General features: G+C 64.1%; 16 protein-coding genes. 8 read left to right on the top strand and 8 right to left on the bottom strand.

All coding sequences use genetic code 11. The features are described from left to right. Positions 1-107 precede the first annotated feature (107 nt). Both I6F35_RS06000 and I6F35_RS05995 read right to left on the bottom strand, forming a co-directional pair. The gene (locus tag I6F35_RS06000) at positions 108-1217 is read right to left on the bottom strand and encodes a class II histone deacetylase (RefSeq protein ID WP_225116729.1); all 1110 of its coding nucleotides are present in this window, start codon (positions 1215-1217) and stop codon (positions 108-110) included. A 42-nt stretch (positions 1218-1259) separates the two neighbouring features. After that, complete coding sequence (locus I6F35_RS05995) at positions 1260-2627, bottom strand: aminotransferase class III-fold pyridoxal phosphate-dependent enzyme (RefSeq protein ID WP_225116728.1); 1368 nt, start codon at positions 2625-2627, stop codon at positions 1260-1262. A gap of 163 nt (positions 2628-2790) precedes the next feature. Here I6F35_RS05995 and I6F35_RS05990 point away from each other — a divergent pair, with 163 nt between their 5' ends. Then, complete coding sequence (locus tag I6F35_RS05990; RefSeq protein WP_225116727.1) at positions 2791-3453, top strand: TetR/AcrR family transcriptional regulator; 663 nt, start codon at positions 2791-2793, stop codon at positions 3451-3453. An 11-nt stretch (positions 3454-3464) separates the two neighbouring features. On the opposite strand, the gene I6F35_RS05985 is transcribed toward I6F35_RS05990, so the two are convergent. From I6F35_RS05985 to I6F35_RS05955, 6 genes are all read right to left on the bottom strand, one after another. Next, positions 3465-4460, bottom strand: coding sequence for a 2-dehydropantoate 2-reductase (locus I6F35_RS05985; protein ID WP_225116726.1), 996 nt, complete (start codon positions 4458-4460; stop codon positions 3465-3467). Positions 4461-4490: 30 nt separating this feature from the next. Then, on the bottom strand, positions 4491-5240 hold the full coding sequence (locus tag I6F35_RS05980) for a class II aldolase/adducin family protein (RefSeq protein ID WP_225116725.1): 750 nt from the start codon (positions 5238-5240) through the stop codon (positions 4491-4493). 38 nt (positions 5241-5278) lie between these two features. Next, a complete protein-coding gene (locus I6F35_RS05975; RefSeq protein WP_225116724.1) occupies positions 5279-6031 on the bottom strand; it encodes an ABC transporter ATP-binding protein in 753 nt (250 codons plus the stop codon). After that, entirely contained in the window at positions 6028-8889 is a 2862-nt protein-coding gene (locus I6F35_RS40435) for a branched-chain amino acid ABC transporter permease/ATP-binding protein (RefSeq protein ID WP_346283139.1), read from the bottom strand. Before I6F35_RS40435 ends, I6F35_RS05975 begins: the two co-directional genes overlap by 4 nt. An 88-nt stretch (positions 8890-8977) precedes the next feature. After that, entirely contained in the window at positions 8978-10120 is a 1143-nt protein-coding gene (locus tag I6F35_RS05960; RefSeq protein ID WP_225116723.1) for an ABC transporter substrate-binding protein, read from the bottom strand. Positions 10121-10333: 213 nt separating this feature from the next. Continuing rightward, the gene (locus I6F35_RS05955; protein ID WP_196237189.1) at positions 10334-10798 is read right to left on the bottom strand and encodes a MarR family transcriptional regulator; all 465 of its coding nucleotides are present in this window, start codon (positions 10796-10798) and stop codon (positions 10334-10336) included. 295 nt (positions 10799-11093) lie between these two features. Here I6F35_RS05955 and I6F35_RS05950 point away from each other — a divergent pair, with 295 nt between their 5' ends. The 7 genes from I6F35_RS05950 (at position 11094) to I6F35_RS05920 (ending at position 16951) form a co-directional block, all read left to right on the top strand. Next, positions 11094-12272 (top strand): acyl-CoA dehydrogenase family protein, encoded by a 1179-nt coding sequence (locus I6F35_RS05950; RefSeq protein ID WP_225116722.1) that lies wholly within the window; start codon positions 11094-11096, stop codon positions 12270-12272. A gap of 48 nt (positions 12273-12320) precedes the next feature. Further along, complete coding sequence (locus I6F35_RS05945) at positions 12321-13586, top strand: aromatic ring-hydroxylating dioxygenase subunit alpha (RefSeq protein ID WP_225116721.1); 1266 nt, start codon at positions 12321-12323, stop codon at positions 13584-13586. 13 nt (positions 13587-13599) lie between these two features. Further along, positions 13600-14082, top strand: coding sequence for an aromatic-ring-hydroxylating dioxygenase subunit beta (locus tag I6F35_RS05940; RefSeq protein WP_028161447.1), 483 nt, complete (start codon positions 13600-13602; stop codon positions 14080-14082). Continuing rightward, the gene (locus I6F35_RS05935) at positions 14079-14837 is read left to right on the top strand and encodes an SDR family NAD(P)-dependent oxidoreductase (RefSeq protein ID WP_225116720.1); all 759 of its coding nucleotides are present in this window, start codon (positions 14079-14081) and stop codon (positions 14835-14837) included. The genes I6F35_RS05940 and I6F35_RS05935 overlap by 4 nt, the downstream gene beginning before the upstream one ends. Before the next feature lie 74 nt (positions 14838-14911). Then, a complete protein-coding gene (locus I6F35_RS05930; protein WP_225116719.1) occupies positions 14912-15856 on the top strand; it encodes a PDR/VanB family oxidoreductase in 945 nt (314 codons plus the stop codon). 13 nt (positions 15857-15869) lie between these two features. Then, a complete protein-coding gene (locus I6F35_RS05925; RefSeq protein WP_225116718.1) occupies positions 15870-16388 on the top strand; it encodes a flavin reductase in 519 nt (172 codons plus the stop codon). Next, entirely contained in the window at positions 16385-16951 is a 567-nt protein-coding gene (locus I6F35_RS05920) for a nuclear transport factor 2 family protein (RefSeq protein WP_028161443.1), read from the top strand. The genes I6F35_RS05925 and I6F35_RS05920 overlap by 4 nt, the downstream gene beginning before the upstream one ends. The last annotated feature ends 40 nt before the right edge of the window (positions 16952-16991 follow it).

Below are 16991 nucleotides of genomic sequence, written 5' to 3'. Positions count from 1 at the left end.
GCGCGGACAATCCGGCGCCGTGGAAAGCGAGCGATGCATGGCGGCGGTCGTTGCAGGAACCATGCCATGGCATCCGTTAAACGCGATCCGCGAACCGCATCGCCAACTCAACCCACAGCAGGGAGCCTGGCTACGAGCTTTGCCGCCGCATCGACCACTGCGGCCTGATGCGGCTGCAGTTCGTTGCCGCCCCACCCTGCCATCAGCGGTTTCCACGGGTCCGCGATATGTGTCTTGATGCCGGAGAGCTCCTCGAGAACGGCAAGCCCGCAATAGGGGGCATACATCTCCGAATAACCGCCTTCATGCGTCATCAGGATGCGGCCGCCGCACAGCGACCTGGCGGCTGCGAGCAGCATGCGTGTCATCTCGCGATAGGCGGCCGACGACAGCATCATGCGGCCGAGCGGGTCGACACCCGACGCATCGAAGCCGGACGCCACCACGATCATGTCCGGCCGAAAGCGATCGAGTGCGGGGAGCACGACGCGTTCAAATGCCGCGCGATAGGCGCCAATGCCTGATCCTGGCGGCAGCGGGATATTGACGTTGTAGCCTTCGCCAGCACCCGCGCCGTTCTCGTCAAGTGAGCCGGAGTTCGGCGGAAACAGATTGTCCTGATGCAGCGAGATCGTCAGCACGCTGGGGTCCTCGTAGAACACCGCCTGGGTACCGTTGCCGTGATGGACGTCCCAGTCGACAATGGCGATGCGCGAGACGTGACCGGCCGCCTGGAGATGGCGGATCGCGATTGCTGCGTTGGAAAACAGGCAGAAGCCCATGCCGAGCTCCGGCCGGGCGTGATGTCCCGGCGGCCGGATCAGCGCATAGGCGGTCTCGACTGCGCCCGATGCCACCGCTTCGGCCGCGGCGATGGCGCCGCCAGCCGCCAGCAGCGCAATCTCGTAGCTGCCAGCGCCGAGCGGCGTCAGTTCGCTGGCGTCGCCGCCGCCGGCGTCGCTGAGTCGCCTGATATGGGCGATATGATCAGCGGTGTGGACGCGGGCGACTTCTGAAATCGTTGCCGGACGCGGCTTGATCTGCACAAGATGATCGAGCAGGCCGCTCACCTCGACCAGATTGCGGAAACGACGCTTGGTCTCCGGATTCTCCGCATGCGTACCGGGCTGGATCGTCAATCCGGGGGGAAACACCTGTGCCCAATTGCCGGTGTTATGCCACATGTAAAGTTCATGGCAGACGAACCCGGTAGCCATGCGAGCAATCCCCTTTAAAGAGCGCGCCGACCTTGTGCCAATCTATTCGACCGCGCTGATCGCCTCATCAAAGGTATCCGCGATCTTGTCGGCGTGTTCCGTCGTGAAGGTCAGCGGCGGTGAGATGATGAACGTATCGGCGAGATTGCGGATCAGGATGCCCTTTGCGACGCAACGGTCCCAGATTCGCGCGCCGAAGTTCTCCGCGAGATCGAACGGCCGCTTGGTCTCGGGATCTGCAACCAGTTCGATTCCGACCATCAGCCCCTTGCCCCGCACGTCTCCCATATTGGGATGACGCTTCTGGATGTCCTTCAGTCGCGCCAGCAGATAGCCGCCCACCCTGCCGGCGTTGGCGGGAAGCTCTTCCTCCTCGACGATGCGCAGATTCGCGAGCGCGGCGGCGCAGGCAAGAGGATGGCCGGCATAGGTGTTGCCGTGCATGAACGCGCGCGGCGTGAACTGCGACTTGTCGTCCGACTGGAACGCCGCCGCCACCTTCGCATTGATCAGCGTGGCACCGAGCGGGACATAGCCGCTGTTGATCCCTTTGGCGAAGACCATGATGTCAGGCTTGACGGCCCAGGCGCGGCTGCCGAACATGCTGCCGGAACGGCCGAAGCCGGTGACGACCTCGTCTGCGATCAGCAGCACATTGTGCCGGTCGCAGACCTCGCGCACCAGCGGCCAGAAGTTCGCCGGCGGCACGATCACTCCACCGGCACCCTGCACCGGCTCGGCCATGAAGGCCGCAACGCTGCCCGGCCCCTGGTAGATGATCTCACGCTCGAGTAACTCGGCGCAGAGATGGCCAAGCGCCTCCGGATCCGACGTGAACGGGTTGCGATAGACGTGCGGCGCCTCGACCTGGAAGAATCCCGGCAGCAGCGGCGTGAACTGTTCCTTGTAGACATTCACGCCGCCGGCCGAAAGCGCGCCCAGCGTCACGCCATGATAGGCGCCACGCAGCGAGATGATCTTGGGACGCAGCGGTTCGCCGGCGAGCCGCCAGTATTGCTTGGCGAGCTTGATCGCGGCTTCGTTCGCTTCCGAGCCGCCGGACGAGAAGAACGCGCGAACCATGCCTTCCGGCTCGGCGAGCCGGCAGAGCTCGTCCGCCAGTGCTACTGACGGGCTGTTTGTGGTGTTGCCGAAGGTTGAATAGAAGCTCAGCCGATCGAGTTGCTCGATGATCGCCTGTTTGATCTCACGACGGCCATGTCCGACATTGACATTCCAAAGCCCCGCCTGTCCGTCGAGATAGCGGCCGCCCTGGCCGTCCGAGACATAGACACCGTCACCGCCCTCGATGCAGATTGGCGGGTTCTCGGCGAGGAAGTTGGCGTTTGCGAACGGGTAGACGACGTGACGAGTTAGCGTGTCGTTATTTCGAGCGGCTGCAATGGACATTCTTCGTTCCTCCGATCTTGGTTCCCTCCGGGGGCACCGCGCTCATTCGCTCAGCTTAGATAGAGGGATAAATTTGGTCAAATGACCAATTTTGTGCAACATGCAAATTTCTGCGGCACGGAAACGACATGCCTTGCGCGCATGCGGAGAGAGCGAGAGAGCAATGACAACTGCAGGACGTGAGCAGACTGGCGCCAAGGGCGAACGAACGCGACGCCAGATCATCGAGGGGGCCTTGCACGCGCTGCAGACCGGAGGCGTCACCGCGACAACGACGCGGGACATCGCGGCCGGTGCCGGCGTTCGCCTCGCCACACTGCACTATCACTTCGAAAGCAAAAGCGCGCTCCTGCTGGCTGTCCTCGAACATCTGATCGACGAAACGACCGCGGCGTTGCGCGAAGAAGCCGGCGACAGTGCAGATGTCGCAGGTTGTATCCGCGAATCCTTGCGCGCCGGCTGGCGCTTCCTCACGCGGACCCTCGATCTGCAGATCGTGCAGTATGAGCTCACCTTGTATGCGCTGCGGCGTGACGATGCGGCCGGGCTCGCCGCCTACCAGTATGACGCCTACGTCAAGGTCTATCAGGACCTCCTGCAAGGCGTCGCCGCGCGAACCGGCGAGCTCGATGCCGCTGGATGTGCCAATGTCGCACGTTTCATGCTGGCCGGCATCGACGGGTTGCTCCTGCAGGAGTTGGCGAAACCCAACAAGGCCCGGTCGTCGCGGGCGATCGAGGCGCTGATTGCGGCGACGCAGACGTTCGCGGCCGGTCTGTCCGACACCCGTAGGAAGCCGCGGGAAAGTAAGCGAGTAACAGATTAGTCGCGACTGTATCAGGAGGGCGCGCTATAGCTCGGCGATCCGCAGCGATGACGTTCATTGCGAAGCTGCGCTTGCAAGAGCGCAGCGATGTGACGCAACGTGGGCATTTCGCAATTGATAAACTTCGCCACTTCAAGCGGAACCGCCGCGAGCGCGTCGAGTTCCGGCTCGCGCCCGGCTCTGATGTCTTGCAACATCGATGTCGCGAACGGACCGGCTCGCCTGATTTCATCGATGAACTCCGCCATGTCGACTTCAGCCGGGCAGCCGACACGGTGGGACAGACTGACCACCTCCTGGGCGATGGCACAGGTAACCTCGAGGAGCTCCGAGTCCTGCCCGATTTGCTCGAGTGTGGCACCGGTCAGACCCGACACGAGGTTCGTGGAGGCATTGCGCACCATCTTGCGCCAGACCTCGCGGCGGATGTTCTCCTCAAGACTGACGGCGATGCCCGCCTCAGCCAGTTGCGCTGCAAGCGCTTCGGGTTGAGGCGCAGCGCTAATCGATCCGATCTTGAGCCTCTGTCGGCCAAAGATCTCGACCTCACTGTCCTCGCGCATTGACGCACGGCTGTAGACAACGCATCCGATCACCCGATCTGCGGGCAACAGGGCCTGCAGGTGCGCGCCGGGATGGATTGGCAGCATCGTCGCTGACAATGATCCCTCATTCTGGAAATACCACCAGGGGAGGCCGTTGACTGCAGGCATCACCCGCGCCATCGGCGCGAGAACTGAGGTGACCTGCGGCAATAGATCGGGCAGTGCCGTCGCCTTGGTCGCAATGATGACGACATCACGATCGGCGAGCTCGTGCATCTCCCCGATTTTCGGAACGACGGTACGGACCTCGTCATTCTCGCGCCAGCGCAGACCATGCCTGAGGATGACATCTCGCCGTGCGCCGCGCGCGACTACCGTGACCGGCTGGCCCGCCAGCGTGAGACTGCCCGCTAGGGCAGTTCCAATAGCACCTGCGCCGACAATGCCGATCTTGAGCCGCACTGAATTCGCTCGACTAATCCGCAGCCAATCTCAAAACGGCTTGCCACTTGCCGCGATCATGCGGCGGACGGCGGCGTCGAAGAACAGGCGGGCGAACTCGGCCTGCTCGATCAGGTTTTTCGAATTGGTGACGCACTGGTCTCGCACCGCTTGCGACAGCGCCGTGTCGGGGCCCGGGATCATGCCGGCCTGGCATTGGATCTCGCAGGCGCGCTGCACGGTCCAGAGCAGCATGAAGGCGCGCGGAATATCCGGCGCGCCGACGGCCACGCCGTGATTGCGCAGGATCAGGACGTCGCCGTCGCCCAAGCTCTTGAGCATCCGCTCGCGCTCGTCGTCGAACAGCGTGATGCCCTCAAAGGCGTGATAGCCGACACGGCCGGCGAGCTGCGCACCGTAAAAATTGTCATGACTGAGGCCGGCTTCCTTCTGCGCGACCGCGGACATCGGCGTGGTGTGGGCGTGGATCACGCAATGCATGTCCGGCCGCGCCGAATGGATCGCGCCGTGCAACGCAAAGCCCGCCGGGTTCGGCTTGTAGTTGGACTTGCCGATGAGATGGCCGGAGACATCGACGGTGAGCAGATTGTCGGGGGTGACCTCGTTGTAGTTGAGACCGAAGGGATTGACGAGATAGCTGCGCCCGCCTGGCAGCCGCACCGAGATATGATTGAAGATCATCTCGGTCCAGCCGAAGAAGTCGACCAGCCGATAGCATAATGCGAGCTCGGACCTGAGCTCGTTCTCCTGCGACAGTTCCAGCGTTTCAACAGCCTGCATGACTAGCGCCCTCTCTGTTTCGAACCTCACACTTCCAATCACGAAGCCGCGGACCGCACGCCGAGATAGGCGTTGATCACGTTGGCGTTCCGTGCGACTTCGGCTGCCGGCCCCTCGAGAACGATCGCGCCGGATTCCATCACATAGGCGTAGTCGGCGATGCGCAGCGCGGCGCGCGCGTTCTGCTCCACCAGCAGGCACGACACGCCGCGGTCGCGCAGCTCGGCGACCGACTTCAGGATGTCGCGCGTGATCAACGGCGCAAGCCCAAGGCTCGGCTCGTCCAGCATCAGAAGCTGCGGCTTCGACATCATTGCACGCCCCATCGCCAGCATCTGGCGCTCGCCGCCGGACAATGTGCTGGCAAGCTGCATGCGGCGCTCCTTGAGGCGCGGCAGCAATGCGTAGACCTCGGCCAATGTTCCGGGATAGGTCTTGTCGCCGCGGCGATAGCGCATGAAGGCGCCGAGCAGGAGATTGTCCTCGACGCTCATCGCGCCGAACAATTCGCGTGTCTCCGGGATCAGCGTCACGCCGCGCTCCACCAGCGCCTCGACGCTCGGCTGCTCGGTTGCGGTCTCGCCGAAGAAGCTGAGCCGGCCGCGCACCGGAAGCTGGCCCATCAGCCCGCTCAACAGCGTGGTCTTGCCGGCGCCGTTCGGTCCGATGATGGAGACGATCTGGCCGCGGCGGATGGAAAGGCTGACGTTGCGGACGACTTCCACCCGGCCGTAGCCGATATTGATGTCGTCAGCCGCCAGCAGGACGTCCCTGTCGGGTACGAGGTTCATTCCGCGCCCCCGAGATAGGCGTCGATCACCTTTGGATTGGCCTGGATATCCTTCGGCAATCCCTCGGCGAGCTTCTCGCCGAACTGCATCACGACGACGCGGTCGGCGAGATTCATCACGAAATCCATATCGTGCTCGACGATCATAATCGCCATGCCTTCTGCCTTGAGCTGCAGCAGGAGCTCCGCCAGCGCCTGCTTTTCGAGGTGACGGAGGCCCGCGGCAGGTTCATCGAGCAGCAGTAGGCACGGATCGGTGCAGAGCGCGCGGGCAATCTCGAGCACGCGCTGCTGCCCGAGCGCGAGGCTGCCGGCGCTGCGATCGGCGAGCGCGCCAAGCCCGACGCGCGCAAGCTGCCGCTGCGCCTCAGCGATCAGCCGCGCCTCTTCGGCGCGGTCGAGCCGGAGGCTTGCGGCGAGGAGGCTCGACGTGCTGCGTGCGTGCGCACCGAGCGCGACGTTCTCGAGGACCGTCATGTCGGGGATGATGCGGACGTGCTGGAAGGTGCGGCCCATACCGCCGAGCGAGAGCGCGCGGGTCGAATAGCGGCTCTCATTGCCAAGGAAGTTGACCGAGCCCGACGTTGGCGGCTGCACGCCGCTGATGACGTCGAACAAGGTGCTCTTGCCGGCGCCGTTCGGACCGATCAAAGCGAGGATCTCGCCGGCGGAGACATCGAGGCTGATGTCGCGGTTGGCCGCTACCGCGCCGAACAGCTTGTGGACGTTGCAGACCGAGAGGATGGCCCGGCCGCGCGGCGGCTTCTCGCGTTCCGGCAGCGGCTTGGCTTCCACCGCGACGCGCGCGGCGGGAACATCGAGACGCAATAGCCGCATCAAGGCCGGCCAGATGCCTTCGGGCAGGAACTGCAGCATCGCCACCGCCGCGACGCCGAATACCACGATCTCGAAATCACCCTCGATGCCGATCAGCGATGGCAGATGCGACTGCAGCCATTGATTGCTCAGGACCACGATGGCCGCACCCGTCACCGCGCCAGCGATGCTGGCCGCGCCGCCGATCACCACCATGAATAGATACTCGATGCCCTGGCCGAACGAGAACGGCGATGGATTGAGGAAGCGCTGGAAATGCGCGTAGAGCCAGCCGGCCAGCGCCGCCGCCAGGCAGGCGATCACGAAGCTCGCGATCTTGAAACTATGCGTATTGACGCCGACGCTCTCGGCCATGATCGTGCTGTAGCGCAGCGAGCGGATCGCGCGACCTGGGCGCGAATCCAGAAGGTTGCGTAGCCCGAGCATCGACAGCAGCAGCGCGCCCCAGATGCCGACATAGAAGGATTTGGGATCGCGCACCTGGTAGCCAGCGATCGAGATCGCCGGGATATCGGTCATCCCCGCCTGTCCGCCGAGGCCGGGCAGGCTGCCGAACAGATAATAGGCGATGATCGCGATCGCGAGCGTCGCAAGCGGCAGATAGTGACCTGAGAGCCGGACCGTCACCAGCGAATTCAACAGCGCCAGCAGGAAGGCGACGATGAGCACGGCGAACAATGTCAGCCAGGGCGAGACGCCGTGCACCGAGGTGAGATAGCCCGTGACATAGGCGCCGATGCCGACATAGGCGGCCTGCGAGAACGAGGTCAGGCCGGCGACGCCCGTGAGCAGCACCAGCCCGAGGCCGACGATCGCGGCCAGCCCGACATAGTCGAGCAGCGCGATGTCATAGTCGGACAGCAGGAAAGGCGCGGCGATGGCGGCGAGGACGAAGCCGATTTCGATCAACTTCTTGATCTGCTGCTTGCGCCGCAACTCGCGCGGATCGAAGTCGTCGAAGGTCTTGGCGTGCGCATCCTCGGCGGCCTCTTCCTTCTCGTGCCGCGTCATCCGCAGCGAGCGGAACAGGAGGATCGGGATCACCAGGCTGAAGACGATGACTTCCTTATAGGTGCTCGCGACGAAGGCGGAGTAGCTCTCAAGCAAGCCAATCAGGATGGCGCCGACGGCGGATAGCGGGAAACTGACGAGACCGCCGAGAATGGCAGCAACAAAGCCCTTCAGGCCGAGTAGGAAGCCGGTATCATAGAGAATAGTCGTTGTCGGCGCGATCAGGACGCCGCAGACCGCGCCGATCGCGGCCGCAACCAGAAAGGAAATGCGGCCGGCGAGTTCGGTCGAGATGCCCATCAGCCGCGCGCCGGAGCGGTTGATGGCGACCGCGCGCATCGCCTTGCCGTAGAGCGTGCGCTGCGAGGCGTAATACAGCGCAGCGATGGTCAGCAGCGTGACGGCGAGGATCAGGAAGGTCTGGCCGCTGACCGGCACGTTCATGATCCTGACTGCGCCATCGACCAGCGGCGCCGAACGCTGGCCGCTCGGCCCGAACATATACAGGCCGAAGCCGACCATCACGAAGTGCAGCGCGACCGAGACGATCATCAAGACCAGTACGGAAGCGCCGGCGATCGGCTGATAGACGAGGCGATAAAGCAACGGCCCGATCCCGCTGACGACTGCGATCGCGATCACCGCGCGCGCCAGCAGCGGCAGTTCGTATTTCGATCCGATGAAGGCGAGGATGACAACGATCAGCGGGATCGCTACCCGGCTGAGCGAGGCGCGCAACAACGGCACCAAGCGCGTGCCGCGGTAGCCGCTGAGGAGATCGACCGCGAGGTGGAGGACGAGTAGCGCGAGCAAAAAGCCGATCGTGCCGGGCGTCCGGCCATCCTGCAGCATCGTGAACGTCAGCGCGCTGAAGGAGACGAACTCGCCTTGCGGGATGAAGATGATGCGGGTGACGCTGAACAGCAGCACGATCGACATTGCGAGCAGGCCATAGACGAGCCCGTTCGCGATGCCGTCCTGCGCGAGATAGAGCGCGACGAACGCGTTCACGAGGTTTGCTCCGGATGCCGCGGCATGCGCCTGCCTACCGTCCGCGCGCGCCGGGCTTCGCCCCGACCGTGCGGCGGCAGACGAGCTCTCACTTCACCAGCGACCAGTTGCCGTTCTTCACTGCGATCATGACGATGCTGCGGCCATCGAAGCCGCTGTGGTCCTGCGGCGTCATGTTGTAGACGCCCTGCGCACCGACCAGCTCTTTCACGCCTTCAAGCGAGTCGCGCAGCGCCGCGCGGAACTCCGGCGTGCCGGGCTTGGCCTGCTTGGCCGCCAGCGGGATGGTCCGCTCGAGCAGGAGACCGGCGTCATAGATGTTGGCGCCGAAGGTGCCGGGCTCGACATTGTAGAGCTTCTTGTAGGCGTCGATATAGGCGCGCGCGACCTTCTGCGACGGCACGTCGTCGCCGATCTCCGAGATCACCAGCATCGGGCTTGCGGCGAGGAAGGTGCCCTCGACCTTTTTGCCGCCGACCTTCAGGAATTCCGGCGTCGCCGCGCCGTGGGTCTGATAGATCTTGCCCTTGAAACCCTGGTCGACCAACGTCACTTCCGGCAGCACGGTGGAAGCGCCGGCGGTGCCGATCAGCACGGCATCGGGGGAAGCGGCGCCGATCTTGAGGATCTGGCCGGTCACTGACGTGTCGGTGCGCGCGAAGCGCTCCTCCTGCACGATCTTGAGGCCGGCCGGTGCTGCGGCCGCCTTGAAGGATGCAGCGAAATTGTCGCCGAGCGGATCGCTGGTGCCGATGAAGGCGACCGTGCTGACGCCATTCTTCTTCATGTGCGCGACGATCGCTTCCATCACAAGATTGTCGTTCTGCGTGGTCTTGAACACCCAGCGCTTCTTGTCGTCCATCGGAAGCACCACCGCGGTGGTGCCAACCGGCGCCAGCATCGGCGTCTTGGAATCCGCGATGAACGGCAGCACGGCCACCGCGTTCGGTGAGCCGGAGGGACCGATGATGGCGTCGACCTTGTCCTCGATCAGCATCTTCTGCACGTTCTTGGTCGACTGCGTCGGATCGCTGTTGTCGTCCATGTAGATGTATTCGACGGCGAGATCGCCGATCTGCTTCGGCAGCAGCGCCGCGGTGTTCTTCTGCTGGATGCCGACCACGGAGATCGGGCCGGTCGAGGAAGCGATCACGCCGATCTTGACCTGGGCGTTGGCCGGGGCACTCGCGGTCGCAGCCAGCAAGGCTGCCGTGGCAATCAATCTGAGCATGACAATCCCCTCTTGCTGGTTCTTTCGCGAATGTCGCGCCCGCAGTCAGCGTCGCATCATCTGCGGCCGCACGATCGGCGCTATCAAGTAACATGCAAATTACTCGCGACTTCACTGGAATAGTCAAGCAATTAACTTCGGCGAAAGCCGCCCCTTATCGCGGCAATCTGCATGTTTCGCAGTCAATAGTGACGCCGCTGCGACGCCCGTAAGTTACGGCGAAAGGTTCTCGAAGATGCGCGCCGACAGCGAATTGAGCAACTGAATCTCGGTCTTGGACAGGCCGCGCAGCGCTTCCTTGAACACGTAATTGACCTTCTCGCGCGTGCGATCGATCAGCGCGCGGCCTTCCGCCGTGATCAAGACCTCGGTGGAGCGCGCGTCAGCGCTGGAGGTGCGCACCGTGACCAGCCCCTCGCCGGCCATCCGCGTGATGGTCTTGGCCATTGTCGAAATGTGGACCACGCATTCCTCGGCGATCTCGGACACCGTGATCGGTTCCCGCTCGACCAAGAGGCTCAATACCCGCCAGCGCGCGACGTCGATGCCGATCGGTTTCAGGACCGTGTTCATGCGCGCATAATAGCGCGCAAGCATGCGAACTGTCTGGTAGAATGGCGAGCGGCTGACGACGAAGCGGCTATCCTCGCTCTTTACGTGGAGCTTGATCTTGTCCAAGTCGCTCTTCCGCATGTCCTTCCCGGGTCAATACCGTTCGCCGACACGTGACCGGCGCCGACACCACTCCATTAAGATAAAGAATCGTCGAATGCGAGAGCTTTGATGATTGAACCGGTCCATGCGCCAGTCATTCGTCTGGCGACGAATACGGCCGAACGCCGCTTTACGCGGCGCACAATGGGCGATCTTTGTGCAGAGATGCTAGATTTTTCGCTGGAATATTCCAGTAATTCTGCTTTCATCAACGTGCGCCGGGGTGACTTCGCCCGGCCAATAAACGGAGAGAAGACAGATGACCCCTCCGCTGAAGACAGTCGCCCGCGACAGCGGCTCCACCGCTCCTGCGCCGGACAGCCGGCATGACAGCCTGCCGGCGCTGCTCGCCGACATCCGCGCTCGGCGATCCGAATTCGTTGCAGCGCAAAAGATTCCGGCCGACATCATCGAGGGCTTCAAGCGGCTCGGCGTCTATCGCGCGATGGTGGCGAAGCGCTTCGGCGGCGAGGAGCGCACGCCGGCGGAGTTCTGCCGCCTGATCGAAACGATCTCGGAGGCTGACGGATCGGCAGGCTGGGTCGCAAGCTTCGGCAGCGCCGCCTGCTATCTCGCCGCCCTGCCGGAGCCGACGTTGCGCAAGGTCTACGCCAAAGGGCCGGACGTGGTGTTCGCCGGCGGCCTGTTCCCGCTGCAGCCGGCCACGCGCAGCGCGGATGGCTTCGTGCTCAACGGCGTCTGGAAATTCTGCAGCGGCGCCAGCGGCGCGGAACTGATCGGCGCCGGCATCATGGTGGAGAATGACTCCACCGGCGGCCTGCCGCGCGTCGCCGTGATGCCCGCGGATAAGGTGACGATCCGTCCCAACTGGGACGTGATCGGCCTGGAAGGCACCGGCAGCCACGACATCATCGTCAAGGACGTGGTGGTGCCGGAAGAATGGACCCTGATCCGCGGTGGTCCGGCGAGCCTCGATGCGCCGATCTACCGCTATCCCTCGCTTTGTTTCGCAGCGCAGGTGCTGGCGATCGTCGGCATCGGCGTGGCGCGTTCGGCGCTGGACGACGTGATCGCGATGGCCGGCAGCCGCGCCTCGATCACCGGCGCGCCCGTGATGGCCGATCGCGGCTATGTCCAGCTCGAAGTTGCACGAGCCGAGGCGATGCTGCGTTCGGCGCGCAGCTTCTTCTATGACGCAACCGACGCGCTGTGGAGCGAAGTGCTCGCAGGCGCGCCGACGCAAAAGACGATGACGCTGATGCGGCTTGCGGCCACCAACGCCGCCCGCTGCGGTGCAGAGGTGGCGCGCATCGCCTGCGGCCTCGCCGGCACTACCTCGATCTACACGACGCACAATCTTGCGCGCGCGATGTGCGACAGCCTCGTGGTCGCCCAGCACGCCTTCCTCAGCGAAGGCACGATGCAAAGCGCCGGCCGAATCCTGCTCGGCCTGCCGGCACAGCCCGGTTTCCCATAACGCACAGCCGCCATTGCCCGTGACCCGCCGCAACAAGGACTCTCTCCGATGACCCTGACCGCGCAAGCCGATCCCGACATTCGTCCACTGATCCAGCCCGACCGCGCCAGGACCACGCTCTACACCGATCCGGAGATCTTCTCCGCCGAGATGCGCAAAATCTTTGAAAACACTTGGGTCTGGGTCGCGCATGGGAGCGAGATCCCGAACCCCGGCGACTTCAAGACCGGACAGGTCGGCCTGCATCCCGTCATCATCGTGCGCGATCGCAAGGGCGCCGTGCATGTCCACGTCAATCGGTGCCGCCATCGCGCCGCGACCGTCTGCGAGGTGAGCAACGGCAGGACCAACAGTTTCGTCTGTCCCTATCATGGCTGGAGCTACGCGCTCGACGGCAGCTTGCGCGGCGTGCCCTACGAGAAGGGCTACGAGGGCTCGCTCGACAAGAGCCAGTTCCCGCTGCGCTCGCTTCGGGTCGAGGAGTATCACGGCATGATCTTCGCGACCTTCCGCAAGGACATCGAGCCGCTCGTCGATTTCCTGGGGCCGGCGAAGAAGTGGATCGACCTGTTCATGAAACAGGGTGCCGGCTATCCCGTCACCACACTCGGCGAGCACAAGTTCCGTTTCCCCGGCAACTGGAAGATCCAGCTCGAGAACACCACCGACGCCTATCACTTCCCGCTGGTGCACAAGTCGTTCCTGACCGCGACCGACAAGGAGACGCAGGCCAGCCTCGACATGCTGAACAAGGGCGGCTTCGTCGAAGATCTCGGCAACGGCCACAGCGTGATGGTGATGATCCCCGAACTGATCGACCTCGAGGACAATCTCGACGCGCCGATTCCGGAGAAATTCAAGGACCTCGCAGCCGAGCTCGCCAAGGATCACGGTGACATCGAGGTGCGGCGGATCGTGCGCGCGGTCGGCGGCTCCGGCTTCAATCTGAACCTGTTCCCCAACGTCGCCTGCTCGATGGCGTTCTTCCGCGTGCTGCAGCCGATCTCGGTCGAGGAAACCGAGATCCGCCACATCGCGATCGGCATGAAGGGTGGTCCCGCAGCCGGCAACCGCGCCCGCATGCGGCTGCACGAATTCTTCCAGGGCCCGATGGGCTTCGGCAGCCCCGACGACGCCGAAGTCTGGGACCGCGTGCAGCACGGCGCCCAAGGCGATCATGAACTCTGGGTGATGCTCAACCGCGGCCTCGCCACAGAGAGCGCGACGGCGGAGGGCCATCGCCGCAGCGACGTCTCGGCCGAGACCGGCATGCGCGCCGCCTACGCGCAATGGGCGCGGATGATGGCTGTGTGATCAGGAGAAATTGATGACGACCCAACCGATCACGCTCGACGAGGCAATGGCCTTCACCTGGTATGAGGCCGACCTGCTCGACAGCGCGCAATATGATGAATGGCTGACGCTGTGGACCGCGGATGCGCACTACGTTGTACCAATCGAGCCCGGCGCGACCGATTTCGAGAATTCGCTGAACTACGCCTATGACGACCACACGATGCGCGAGAAGCGCGTATCGCGATTGCGCAGCGGCCTCTCGATCTCCGCCTCCCCGGTCCCGCGCACCATCCGCATCCAGTCGCGCTTCCGGCTTCTGAAGTCCGATGCTGACGGTTGCGACCTGCGCTGCGCCCAGATCCTCACCGAATTCCGCCGCGGCCGCGAGCGCAACTACACCGCCGATGTCGAATTCCGCCTGGTGCGCGATGACGAGAAGCTGAAGATCGCGCAGAAGGTGGTGCGGCTGATCAACTCGACGGAAGCTCTCACCGGCATCGGGTACATCCTGTGAGTGGCGCTACCGAACAGAGCCGCATTGCGGTCGTCACCGGCGCCGGCAACGGCCTCGGTGAGGCGATCGCGAAGGCGCTGCATGGCGGCGGCTATCGCGTCATGGTCGCCGACATCGACGAGACGGCCGCGCAGCGTGTCACTACCGCGCTCGATGCTTCCGGCGCAAGTGCGATCGCGCAGCGATTGGACGTGCGCGAGAAGGCGCAGTTCGCGGCGACACTTGATGCCGCGGTCCAGCGCTGGGGAACCGTGCATGCGCTGGTCAACAATGCAGCGGTGACCGTGGCGAGGCCGGTGATGGAGATCTCGCCGGACGAGTTCGACGCGGTGATCGCGGTCAACCTGCGCGGCACATTCCTGGGCTGCCAGGTGTTCGGCGCTTATTTCCGTGACCGCGGCCACGGCCGCATCATCAACATGGCTTCGCTCGCCGGCCAGAACGGCGGCACCGCGACCGGCGCGCATTATGCAGCCTCCAAGGGCGGCATCGTCACGCTGACAAAAGTGTTCGCGCGCGATCTCGGCCCTTCCGGCGTGACGGTGAACGCGATCGCGCCGGGGCCGATGGATACGCCGATGGTCCATCGCACACTGACGCCGGAACGGCTCGCAGCCTTGAAGGCGACGATCCCCGTCGGCGAGATCGGCGATCCCGCTTTCATCGGACAGCTCGTGCTGCAACTGGCGTCGCCCGCGGCGGCCTTTGCGAATGGCGCGACATGGGACGTCAACGGCGGACTGTATTTGCGATGAAGTTGGATCGAGTCGCATCCGCAAGCGGGAGAGGTGAAAGGCAGCGAGGGCGCGCGATGGTGAGCGAGGCAACCGTGGAAGTTCTCGTCGCGCGGCGCAGCGAGCCGGCGGACGGGATCATCGTGCTCGAACTGGTGGCGGAGGCGGGCACGACGCTTCCGGATTTCGAGCCGGGCGCACATGTCGATGTCCATCTCGGCGATGGTCTCATCAGGCAATATTCGCTGTGCAGCAACCCGTCGGACCGCTCGCGCTATCAGCTCGGGATTCTGCTCGCCGACGGTTCCCGCGGCGGCTCCGCGGCAGTGCATCGTTCCGTGCACACCGGGGACAGGCTCCGGATCGGGCTGCCGCGCAATCAATTCCCGCTGGCGCCGGAAGCGCGTCAGACCCTGCTGATCGGCGGCGGCATCGGCATCACGCCCCTGCTCGCCATGGCCCATCACTGCGTCGGCAACGGCAAGGCATTCACCCTGCACTACTGTGCGCGCTCGCGCAGCAAAGCGGCATTCCTTGAGGAGCTCGAGAAGGAACCGCTGCGCGACGCGACCCATCTGCATTTCGACGACGATGACCCGGCGCAGCGCTTCGACCCGGCGCGGGATCTGCCGAAGCCCGCGCCCGGCACGCATCTCTATATCTGCGGCCCGGCCGGCTTCATGGAATGGGTGATCGGCGAGGCACGCCGACTGGGTTATACCGAGACGCAGATCCATCGTGAATATTTCGAAGCCGAAGTGGACATTGCGGGCGACGGCTTCGAGGTGACACTGGCACAATCGGGACGGACCGTGACAGTGCCGGCGGGTGTCACCATCGTGCAGGCGCTGGCGGACGTTGGCGTCAAGATCGAGGTATCCTGCGAGCAGGGCATTTGCGGCACCTGCCTATGCACGGTGATCGAGGGCATTCCCGATCACCGCGACCATTATCTGACCGACGAGGAGAAGGCGGCGAACGACCAGATCCTGCCATGCTGCTCGCGCGCGAAGACGCCGACGCTCGTGCTCGATCTCTAGCCGGAGACCCTCGATGACAACCACCATCGGCAAAGGCGATTACCGCGACGCGATGAGCCGGCTCGGCGCGGCCGTCAACGTGATCACGACCGACGGACCTGCCGGTCGCCACGGGCTGACGGCCTCTGCCGTCTGCAGCGTCACCGATGCGCCACCGACGCTCTTGGTCTGCGTCAACCGCACGGCAAGCGCGCATGCTAGCCTTGCCAGCAACGGCGTGCTGTGCGTCAACGTGCTGAGCGGCCGGCATCGCGACCTCTCCGGCGCTTTCGGCACTCATGGGCTCGGCGTGGCCGCGCGCTTTGCCGCGGGCTCATGGCGCGTGCTCGCGACCGGCGCGCCCGTGCTGACCGACGCGTCTGTCAACCTCGACTGCCGCATCGTGCGCACTGAGGAGATCGGCACCCACAGCGTGTTCTTCTGCGAAGTGGTTGACCTTGCCATGGCGCCGGATCCCGAAGCGCTGATCTATTTCAACCGCACCTACCATCATCTGCAGGCCCGCCTGAGCAAAGGAGATCGTCTCCAATGAACCTCGAAGACCTTTCGGCACGGCTCGACGCGCTCGAAAAAGAGATCGATGCATTGCGCGCGGAAGCCGACATTCGCCGCTTGCAGGCGCGCTACATGTTTCTGTGCGACACGCCCTGCCCCGAGACCGGCGTCGACGATGATGCCGAGCGCATCAACCGCATCATGGACCTCTACACCGAGGATGCGATCTGGGAAGGCGTCGGCAGCTACTACGACAACCAGTTCGGCCGCAGCGTCGGCAAGGCCGCGATCCGCAAGCATTTCGAGGGTTTTTGGGGCGCCAAGCGTGATCCTGCGCTGGTGCTCAACGTGCACTATCTGACGTCCGAACAGATCCACGTGCAGGGCGACCAGGCCGACGGCCAGTGGGTGCACTGCCAGCCCTGGATCTTCAGCGACGGCTCATCGCTATTGCGCTCGAGCCGGCTCAACAACAGGTTCCGCAAGGTCGACGGCGTCTGGAAAGTATCGCGCACGCGCACCGAGAACGTCTTCGTGGCGCCGCTAAGCCCCGGTTGGGCCGAGAGCATTCCCGAACGTTCCGTGCTGATGCGGGTATAAGATCAGGAGTTCGTTTCGAGCCCCTCTCCATAACACCGGG

Source organism: Bradyrhizobium sp. BRP22 (genome assembly GCF_020194175.1).
In the GTDB taxonomy this organism is placed as follows: Bacteria; Pseudomonadota; Alphaproteobacteria; order Rhizobiales; family Xanthobacteraceae; genus Bradyrhizobium.
This window is presented reverse-complemented; position numbering and strand designations above follow the sequence as displayed.

Excerpts from the sequence above, each read along its gene's own strand:
- I6F35_RS05950 (WP_225116722.1), top strand. The coding sequence starts at position 11,094 with ATGACCCCTCCGCTGAAGACAGTCGCCCGCGACAGCGGCTCCACCGCT.
- I6F35_RS05990 (WP_225116727.1), top strand. The coding sequence starts at position 2,791 with ATGACAACTGCAGGACGTGAGCAGACTGGCGCCAAGGGCGAACGAACG.
- I6F35_RS05980 (WP_225116725.1), bottom strand. The coding sequence starts at position 5,240 with ATGCAGGCTGTTGAAACGCTGGAACTGTCGCAGGAGAACGAGCTCAGG.
- I6F35_RS05920 (WP_028161443.1), top strand. The coding sequence starts at position 16,385 with ATGAACCTCGAAGACCTTTCGGCACGGCTCGACGCGCTCGAAAAAGAG.
- I6F35_RS05945 (WP_225116721.1), top strand. The coding sequence starts at position 12,321 with ATGACCCTGACCGCGCAAGCCGATCCCGACATTCGTCCACTGATCCAG.
- I6F35_RS05925 (WP_225116718.1), top strand. The coding sequence starts at position 15,870 with ATGACAACCACCATCGGCAAAGGCGATTACCGCGACGCGATGAGCCGG.
- I6F35_RS06000 (WP_225116729.1), bottom strand. The coding sequence starts at position 1,217 with ATGGCTACCGGGTTCGTCTGCCATGAACTTTACATGTGGCATAACACC.
- I6F35_RS05960 (WP_225116723.1), bottom strand. The coding sequence starts at position 10,120 with ATGCTCAGATTGATTGCCACGGCAGCCTTGCTGGCTGCGACCGCGAGT.
- I6F35_RS05995 (WP_225116728.1), bottom strand. The coding sequence starts at position 2,627 with ATGTCCATTGCAGCCGCTCGAAATAACGACACGCTAACTCGTCACGTC.
- I6F35_RS05940 (WP_028161447.1), top strand. The coding sequence starts at position 13,600 with ATGACGACCCAACCGATCACGCTCGACGAGGCAATGGCCTTCACCTGG.
- I6F35_RS05975 (WP_225116724.1), bottom strand. The coding sequence starts at position 6,031 with ATGAACCTCGTACCCGACAGGGACGTCCTGCTGGCGGCTGACGACATC.